This is a genomic window from Rhodococcus sp. LB1 (genome assembly GCF_001583455.1).
In the GTDB taxonomy this organism is placed as follows: Bacteria; Actinomycetota; Actinomycetes; order Mycobacteriales; family Mycobacteriaceae; genus Rhodococcus_F; species Rhodococcus_F opacus.
In genome coordinates this window covers 1-7,135 of sequence record NZ_LTCZ01000218.1, presented here as the reverse complement: position 1 = coordinate 7,135, position 7,135 = coordinate 1, and the positions used below count along the sequence as shown (strand labels likewise).

The following is a 7,135-nucleotide window of genomic DNA, read 5'->3' as shown; positions in this document are numbered from 1 at the left end:
GACGTTCAGGTCGAAGCGGTGTTCTCCGAGCGCGGCAACGAAGCCTGCGAGCACCTCGACACGGTGCGGGCGGACCCGAAGGTACTGACCAATGGGCGCTCCGGCGACATCGTCTCCTTCTCCCTCGAACAAGCCTTCCCGATGGGCGGCCGGCGGTCGGGTACCGCGGCGAGCTTCATCACGAGCGTGACGTCGTCGACCGACGCGTTCTACGGCACTGTGGTTCAACAACTGCGGGAATGGGTCCCAGCGGCACCGAAACAAAGCGATCAGCTGAGCAGTGACTCCAGCGAGGTCGAGAGGTAACACAGACCTCGGGCGCTAGTTGGTCCGTGGATAGTCGCCTCGAGGCGGTGACGCTTGGATGCGCGCCGAACGCTTGACCAATATCAAAGGGGAACTTACATGTACGTGGAAACGGTCAAGCTGACGAAGCTCTCTACCAGCGCAGACGCCACGTCGACCCTGGCAATGCCCTCCGACCTGTGCAAGTCAGGTTGGAAACTAGATCGTCTAATTCACCTTCGCGGGCGCGAAGCAGCAAAATTTGTCGGGTGCAGCGGATGTCAGCGTGCCTGGGTAGCTGACGGTGGTACTGCCCTTCACTGCTGGGGCCGCTCTCGGCAGCGGATGGCATGGGCCGGCCTCGACGGCGAGGACGTCGATTGGTGTCCGACCTAGCAAGGAAGGCGCCTGCCTGCACCGCCTCCGTTGGATCACGCGGGGCGCCGTCGAGTCGCAGCCCTGTTTCTGTGTCGGTGGCAAGGTCGGGATGCGTGCGGCATGGTCGCGGCCTGTCTTGGAACTGGACATCAGAACGATGCCATTTTGAATAGACGGCCACCCTCGCCCTCGTCGCTTAGGGTTCGGATGACTTCGCTTGACGACAGTGCGGATAGAGAGGAATCTATTGGATCAGGAAGATCCGAATCCAGAGTGGTGATGACTGGCTGCAGGCCTAGTTGCGCGTAATCGCGGAGAACGTCGATGAGGCGTCGTTTAGCGCGAGTCTCGAGACTCTCGAATACTCCGTCGTGCAAGGCGAATCTTGGGAAGGCTTGATCTTTGTACGCCCTGAGCACTGCGAGATCGAACGCGATACATAGCAACTTTTTGAAGGTGAACCCCTTCGCGGCACTCGTCTGGGCGCCGGTTGAATCGACTATTTCGGCCGAAAAGTTGAGAGTGCCAGTGGTTGTCACCGATACCGTCAGTAGGGCGTGTTCATCAAGTACGGCGTGCACGATCTCATCGAAGTAGCGCTGGATCGCAACATAGCGGCCTGCCGGGTTCTCGGCGCACGCCCCTAAGTCCAGCTCGATTGCTGTCTGTAGTTGATTTCTTCTTTCTTGGATTTGCCGTTGTTCCTGTCGAAGATGCACGATCTGGTTTAGGGCTTCCCGCTGCCGAGTGAGTGACTCGATATCTGCCCTCAGTGCGACTGCGCGCTCGGAAATTTCCTTGTATTTCGCGATGGTGTCGGAGCCCTCGAGGAAGTCGAACAGGCGTGCTCTCTCGGATTGAAGTCGCTCCAGTTCGGGTCCAATTATCTGTAGTCGATCAGCGACTTCTTGTCGTTCTTGAACTAAATATTCGCGGCGCTCTTCGCTAATCGCTCGGTTGAAGTCTACTAATTGCGAGAATTCCTTCTTGATTTGACCTACAAATGCCACCCCGGCTTCCGAGAAAAGGTGAGCAGCCTGGTCTGGGTTGAAAAGTATGGATTCTTCTGTTAATGAATCGTCGAGGCGCCACAGTAACTGAGTGAGCTGATAGGTCTCTTCGTTGCGCTGTGCAATTTCGCTCTCGACCCGCTCGACTATCTCGTGAGTCGCTTCGGCGTCAGCGTGGGAGAAGTCAAAGGTATCCAGTGTTCGGGTGAGTTCTTCGAGATCGCGGGATCGAATGGAGATCACTCCTTCGATTCTCGCTACGTCTGCGTCGTTCGAATCTCCGCTTTCGGCTCGGTGGCGTGCAATCTCGGAGTCTAGTGCGGCGCCTCGTTCGATTTCGTCATATAAATCTACTGTGAGCTGGGCATCCAGTCCGAGAAGCTGTGCGAGGAATGGCTTCCATTCTTTGTGTTTTCCTCGAAACTTTTGGAGGTGGAAGACGTCTCCGTAGTCATCCTGTTCGCGGAGGACGTAGCCCATGATATCGCGATAATTGTAAGGCGAGATAACCGAGAATGCGAAAAATCCGTCAAGGAGGCGTTTAGCTGGTGCGACACCCAGTCCCACATGCAGCCATTCGTCCGCTGGGATGTCAGTGGCGTCGATGACATCGTCATTCGTCAACAGGAGTGACACTGATTTCCGAGTCTCGAGCGATCGAGCAATGGTGAGGTAGGTTCCATCGTCGAGTTGAACCTCGAGATAGAAAACAAATCCTTCGAAGAGGCTGCTATGTTTGAAAAGAAAAAAAGACGCGTGTTTGCCCTTGAGGAGACAAAAGTCGACAAGACGAGCGATGGTGCTCTTGCCGAGGTTGTGGACCGTTTTGCCCCTATTTTGTTGTCGCCGGATTTCGGCGACGACAGTTGAGAGGCCATCCTGAAAAGGGATGGGGTCAAACACATCGGGATTGTTCGTGTAAAGTCTAATGAGTTTCATTTTGTAGGCCTTCGGCGCCATTCGAATGAATCCGCCTTGGGTAGATACTCGACGAGCCCTAGGAGATATAGAAGACTGACGGCGGGGGTGAAGAGATAGTCGACTCTGGCGCTGTTCTTTCGGCAGTGTTCGAGGAGTGCATCGTACTGGACGATCTGCTGACGGGACAGGTGCCGAATCATCACAGTGGCAACTGCCAAGACAGTCTGGTCTGGGTGGTCGTGCTTACTTGGAAAGAGCACCTGCGGTCACCTCGGTTTCTCCAATGTCGCAGTTCCAGTACATGTAGAACACCATGGCGCGGGTCAGTTTTCGGTTACGGCCGAGTAAGGGGTCACGTGAAGTGAGCAGACCCACGAGGTGGCTGAATACTTTGTCGAATGTTTGATGCTCTTCCCGATGCGCAACGATCTTCAGGTCGAAATCTTCGGCGCAGTCGTCGTAAATTTGTTGGATGCGGTGGTTTCCCGGATCTGCAAGAAATTCCTTTATCTGGCGAAGAAGATAGCCGTAGTTCGACATCAGCCGTTTGGATGTTGCATCACTCATCGAGTTGAGTGTGTTTTTCGTGGCCAATGAGGTGCGTTCTTGTGGACGACTTCCGCTCTTTGCCTCGGCGTCGATGCCGTGGGCGATAGCTTCCACAACTTCGGCCAGTTCACGGCTCGATACGACCAGCGGCCCGTCGAAAGGGGTGATACCTGCGAGTCGTGCTAGTTTCGGTTCCTCCCGGAAGGCGTCGTCGAGGGACTCGATCCCGCACAGATGCACGCTTTCCCGGGGAAGGCCGATGCCTTTTGAGAGCGTCTCGAGAAGTGCTTCGTTTGCGTTCGCAGTCAGGTAGCGGTTCGAGTAGAGAAGGTAGTTGTGCAGTTTTCCTTTTTCTCGCAGTTGGCGCGCCCGGGGAAGCTCCTTAGTCAGCACTGCACTGTCTGCGGCCCCGCTGAAGTCAGGGTCGGAGAAGTACCCATACGACATGGTGTGCTTAGCCTGAATGATGGAGATTCCGTCCCAGGGGCGTGTACGGCTCGGGAAGCCATCCGCAAGTCCCTCGAACCGTGCATCCCGACCACCGTCGACACCGGCAGCGAAACCTTGGACACCCTTCCCGAGCTTAAGCTTTGCTGCCTGCACCACCAACGCCTCGAACTGTGCCTCGCTGAGGTCTTCGTATGCATAGCCCATGACGTTTCAGGCCGGGGCGCCGACGGTTGCCAGTGGCAGCGGGTGGAGATCATCTCCGCCGAAGGGCTCGAGGAAGTCGAGTCGGGTGCGCTGCTGCTCGGCCTTTCCCTCTGCGACGACGAGGCGTTCGAATCCACGGGTCAGGGCGAAGGTCCGGCCGATGCGTTTGTCGCCGGGGTAGGCCGCCGCGGTGATGTCGTTGGGGTCGGGAACGTCGGGCCGGTCCGGGGGGATGAGTTCGGTGCGGGATCCGGCGCTATAAGCCGAGAACGTGTCTTGTAGCTTGCTGACGCCGGTACGGACTGCGCCGACGGTGCCGGTCATCCCGACGAGGCGAAGGTTCGGGATCTCGAGCGCACGGGGGATCGGAGCGTCGAATGATGCGGTGTGCCCGACGTCGGCATGCAAGATACCCACGCTGCCGAGATCATCAACTTCGTCGGTCACGGCGATGGGCTTGAAGTAGCGGGTCGACATGCGTGCGCACCTCTTCTGGGCGATTCGTGGACATATGGACTGTAGTTCACGATTCCAGTACCACCGGCGCGGAAGTCTAGCTTTCTGGGATGTCGGGAAGCTCGGCGAGAAGTACGTGCGCCGTGCGTCATTCGCATGAATGACGGTTGCGACGTGTGGTGGGGCCTTGACCATCGGAAGTAGGTGAAGTCAGCCATCGTTTCGGGTGCCTGTTGATGAAAGGTGGCCTGGATGTGTCGGTGGCTGGTGTCGGGGTTGGGGGATGATTCGCATGCTCCAGTCGAGAAGGGACATGAACATCGGCTTGAGATGTGCGGCTGCACCTGTTCCGACGGACGTGGTGGCGATCGTGAATGTGGCGGCCTCGCCGACAGCTTTGCTCGCAACGAGGTCGACTTGGTCGGAGTGCCTTGCCAGTGTGCGGGGACTTTCCGCGGAAGATGAGACGGAGTAAGATGAACGAAGATGAAGGGGGAAGGATGCGACGTTCGATCGCACAGCTTGCCGAGCAGATCGCCTCAGCCGCCCACGATGGGCAGGTCGACAAGGCTGGTCAGCCGTACATCGCGCACCCGGCTCGCGTGGCGGCGCGAGTCGGCGGTGACGAACGCGCTGTTGCGGCCGCCTGGTTGCACGACGTCGTTGAAGACTCCGATGTCACGCTTGCAGATCTCGAGGAATCGTTCCCGGTCGAGGTGACCGCTGCGGTCGACGCGCTCACCCGCCGCGGCGGCGAGGACCCGGCCGACTACTACGCCCGTGTCCGACAGGTGCCGTTGGCACTGACGGTCAAGCTGGCCGACCTGGCGGACAACAGCGACCCGCAGCGCCTCGCGCAGCTCGACGCCGCGACCCGGGACCGCCTGACCGCCAAGTACGCCCGCGCCCGGGCCGAGCTGACCGCGAGTGTGTAGGTCAGGGGAGGAGTGCGGCCGCGGATGCACCGATCACAGAAGACAGTTGAAGTCGATCGACGACCTGCGCCCCGAATCGGCAGCCGTTGACGCGGTGGGTGCCGTCGCGGACGGTGGCCGCCGACCGTCCGGACGTGGACTGGGCACAGGATCCGGCCAATACCCCGGAACAGCTGTACCGGGACTACCCGACCTACGTCGCCGCCCTGGTCGTCGACATGATGGCCACCGCCAAGCAACAGGAGGCGCAGATGACCTCCGACGTCCTCGAAGCACTGCCCGCCGGTGCCCGCATGCACGGCCTCGCGTTCCGGATGAAGAGCCCGGACTCCCTCGCCCGCAAGCTCAACGACCGGTGCGAGAAGTCGCCCCTGCGAGATCCGGAGCAGATCGCCGACGGGATCACCGACGTCGTCCGCTACACCACGATCTCCGACCCCGACCGGGTCGTAGCAACGGCCCGCACGATGGCCGATCGCCTCACCGAGCGCGGCTGGACGGTTACCGAGGTCGAAAATTCCTACCTTCCGGGGAACCAGTACAAGGACCTGCACATGCTCGCCCGCCACTCCAGCGGCCGCGTCGCGGAGCTCCAGTTCCACACCGAGGCATCGCAGAAGGTCAAGGACACCACCCACGCCGACTACGAAGCCGTCCGCGACCCGAAACTGCCGGTCACCGAGCGGGCCGCCCTGGTGGAGAAGATGACCGCGGTCTGGGCGCAGGTACCCACCCCGGCCGGCATCGCCGAGCTGGCCGAACTCGGCGGCTGCGAGGTCACACCGAAGCGCTACGTACCACCGAAGACGAATCGAGGAAGGGACGCACAATGAGCCTCTACATCGTCAGCGACCACGGTCAGGACCAGTGGCTGGCCTACGTTGACACCGAGAACCCCGGCGTCTACGCCTATGTCGCAAACCTCGGCCGATTCGTTTTCCACAAGCCCCTCGGCCAGGACTTCTACTGGGACCGCGAACTCGACTGGACCCCGGTCGACACGCAGACCGCCCGCAAGTCCATCACCGACGGTGTTATCGGCAAGCTCGACGGCCGCCGGCACAGCGACTTGCTGGCCAAGCTGGACGCCGAAACCGACCAACGATCGGTCGAGGACGTCTTCGGCGCCCAGCCTGTCGACGACCTCAACCCGTCCCCTCAACAGCAGGCCGAGGCCAAACTCAAGGCTCTAGCGAGCACCCGGCCGGGCGAATGGCTCACCTGGAAGGTCTACGATCGCGGCCGCCGCCAGCTCGCGAGCGTTGCCGCCCGGGATCTACGCACCGGAAAGGTCGCGGCCGTCCGAAAGTCCGGACTGCACATCAACTCCCGCGTCACCCCGACCGCGGACGGCCGGATCGCCGTCGAGATCGCTCGCACCGCCGAGGCCATCTGAACAAGGAAAGTGACGCGTCCCCCCCGCTCACCGATGTGGTGCTAGTGCGATCGGCGCAGGACGAACTCGAACCGCCCCTGGAACACTGGCACCAAGTTCAATTTCTACGGCACGGAAGAGACCACGATGAACGACGACGACCTGAGGCGATTGGGGAAGCAGGCCGCTATCTACCGGCCGCTGCTCGAGCAGGCTATGGCTACGTACAACGCCCAGGCCAATGAGATCGGCCAGCGGGCTGCGGACGTGATCGACGCCCAGTTCCGTGAGATCGGCAAGGTTGTGACCGCGTACAACGCCCAGGTCGATCAGCAGTTGGAGCAGATGCAGGCCACTGTGAGGAGTGCGCTTCAGATCGACTGGTCCGCGTTGGGCCAGCTGACGGACCTGGCGAACCAGATGCTTCGCGGGACTTACCCTCCTAACTGGCCTGACGACATCGACCTGGACTTCCCGAAGCTTGAGGGGATCGTGCAAGAGGAAGGGATCGCGATCTTCTATGTCCCGCGTGGCGCGATCGTCGCCGAGCTTATCCCGAATGCACCGATTCG

General features: G+C 60.3%; 8 protein-coding genes and 1 pseudogene. 5 read left to right on the top strand and 4 right to left on the bottom strand.

Translation table 11 applies throughout. From position 1 onward, the window contains the following. Nucleotides 1–306, top strand: a pseudogene (locus tag AZG88_RS52885) (TerD family protein); the annotation flags it as partial. 506 nt (nucleotides 307–812) lie between these two features. On the opposite strand, the gene AZG88_RS26145 reads toward AZG88_RS52885, so the two are convergent. From AZG88_RS26145 to AZG88_RS26135, 4 genes are read right to left on the bottom strand one after another with little or no spacing between them, the layout of a single operon-like run. Further along, nucleotides 813–2,576: a DUF2326 domain-containing protein gene (locus tag AZG88_RS26145; RefSeq protein ID WP_231914202.1), complete on the bottom strand. Its 1,764-nt coding sequence runs from the start codon at nucleotides 2,574–2,576 to the stop codon at nucleotides 813–815. A gap of 32 nt (nucleotides 2,577–2,608) precedes the next feature. Then, on the bottom strand, nucleotides 2,609–2,794 hold the full coding sequence (locus AZG88_RS55735; protein WP_442971753.1) for an ABC-three component system middle component 8: 186 nt from the start codon (nucleotides 2,792–2,794) through the stop codon (nucleotides 2,609–2,611). 43 nt (nucleotides 2,795–2,837) lie between these two features. Further along, nucleotides 2,838–3,797: an ABC-three component system protein gene (locus AZG88_RS26140; RefSeq protein WP_061699642.1), complete on the bottom strand. Its 960-nt coding sequence runs from the start codon at nucleotides 3,795–3,797 to the stop codon at nucleotides 2,838–2,840. A 6-nt stretch (nucleotides 3,798–3,803) separates the two neighbouring features. Then, a complete protein-coding gene (locus AZG88_RS26135) occupies nucleotides 3,804–4,274 on the bottom strand; it encodes a hypothetical protein (protein ID WP_061699641.1) in 471 nt (156 codons plus the stop codon). Nucleotides 4,275–4,753: 479 nt separating this feature from the next. Here AZG88_RS26135 and AZG88_RS26130 point away from each other — a divergent pair, with 479 nt between their 5' ends. From AZG88_RS26130 to AZG88_RS26115, 4 genes are all read left to right on the top strand, one after another. Next, a complete protein-coding gene (locus AZG88_RS26130) occupies nucleotides 4,754–5,188 on the top strand; it encodes an HD domain-containing protein (protein ID WP_061699640.1) in 435 nt (144 codons plus the stop codon). A gap of 134 nt (nucleotides 5,189–5,322) precedes the next feature. Next, nucleotides 5,323–6,021, top strand: coding sequence for a hypothetical protein (locus AZG88_RS26125; protein ID WP_156517626.1), 699 nt, complete (start codon nucleotides 5,323–5,325; stop codon nucleotides 6,019–6,021). Next, entirely contained in the window at nucleotides 6,018–6,584 is a 567-nt protein-coding gene (locus tag AZG88_RS26120; RefSeq protein WP_061699638.1) for a hypothetical protein, read from the top strand. The genes AZG88_RS26125 and AZG88_RS26120 overlap by 4 nt, the downstream gene beginning before the upstream one ends. A 126-nt stretch (nucleotides 6,585–6,710) precedes the next feature. Further along, a partial coding sequence (locus tag AZG88_RS26115) for a hypothetical protein (RefSeq protein ID WP_442971752.1) occupies nucleotides 6,711–7,135 on the top strand: 425 nt, incomplete at its 3' end.

Bases quoted from the DNA above. Each gene is read 5' to 3' on its own strand.
- AZG88_RS26135 (WP_061699641.1), bottom strand. From the start codon at position 4,274: ATGTCGACCCGCTACTTCAAGCCCATCGCCGTGACCGACGAAGTTGAT.
- AZG88_RS55735 (WP_442971753.1), bottom strand. From the start codon at position 2,794: ATGATTCGGCACCTGTCCCGTCAGCAGATCGTCCAGTACGATGCACTC.
- AZG88_RS26140 (WP_061699642.1), bottom strand. From the start codon at position 3,797: ATGGGCTATGCATACGAAGACCTCAGCGAGGCACAGTTCGAGGCGTTG.
- AZG88_RS26130 (WP_061699640.1), top strand. From the start codon at position 4,754: ATGCGACGTTCGATCGCACAGCTTGCCGAGCAGATCGCCTCAGCCGCC.
- AZG88_RS26120 (WP_061699638.1), top strand. From the start codon at position 6,018: ATGAGCCTCTACATCGTCAGCGACCACGGTCAGGACCAGTGGCTGGCC.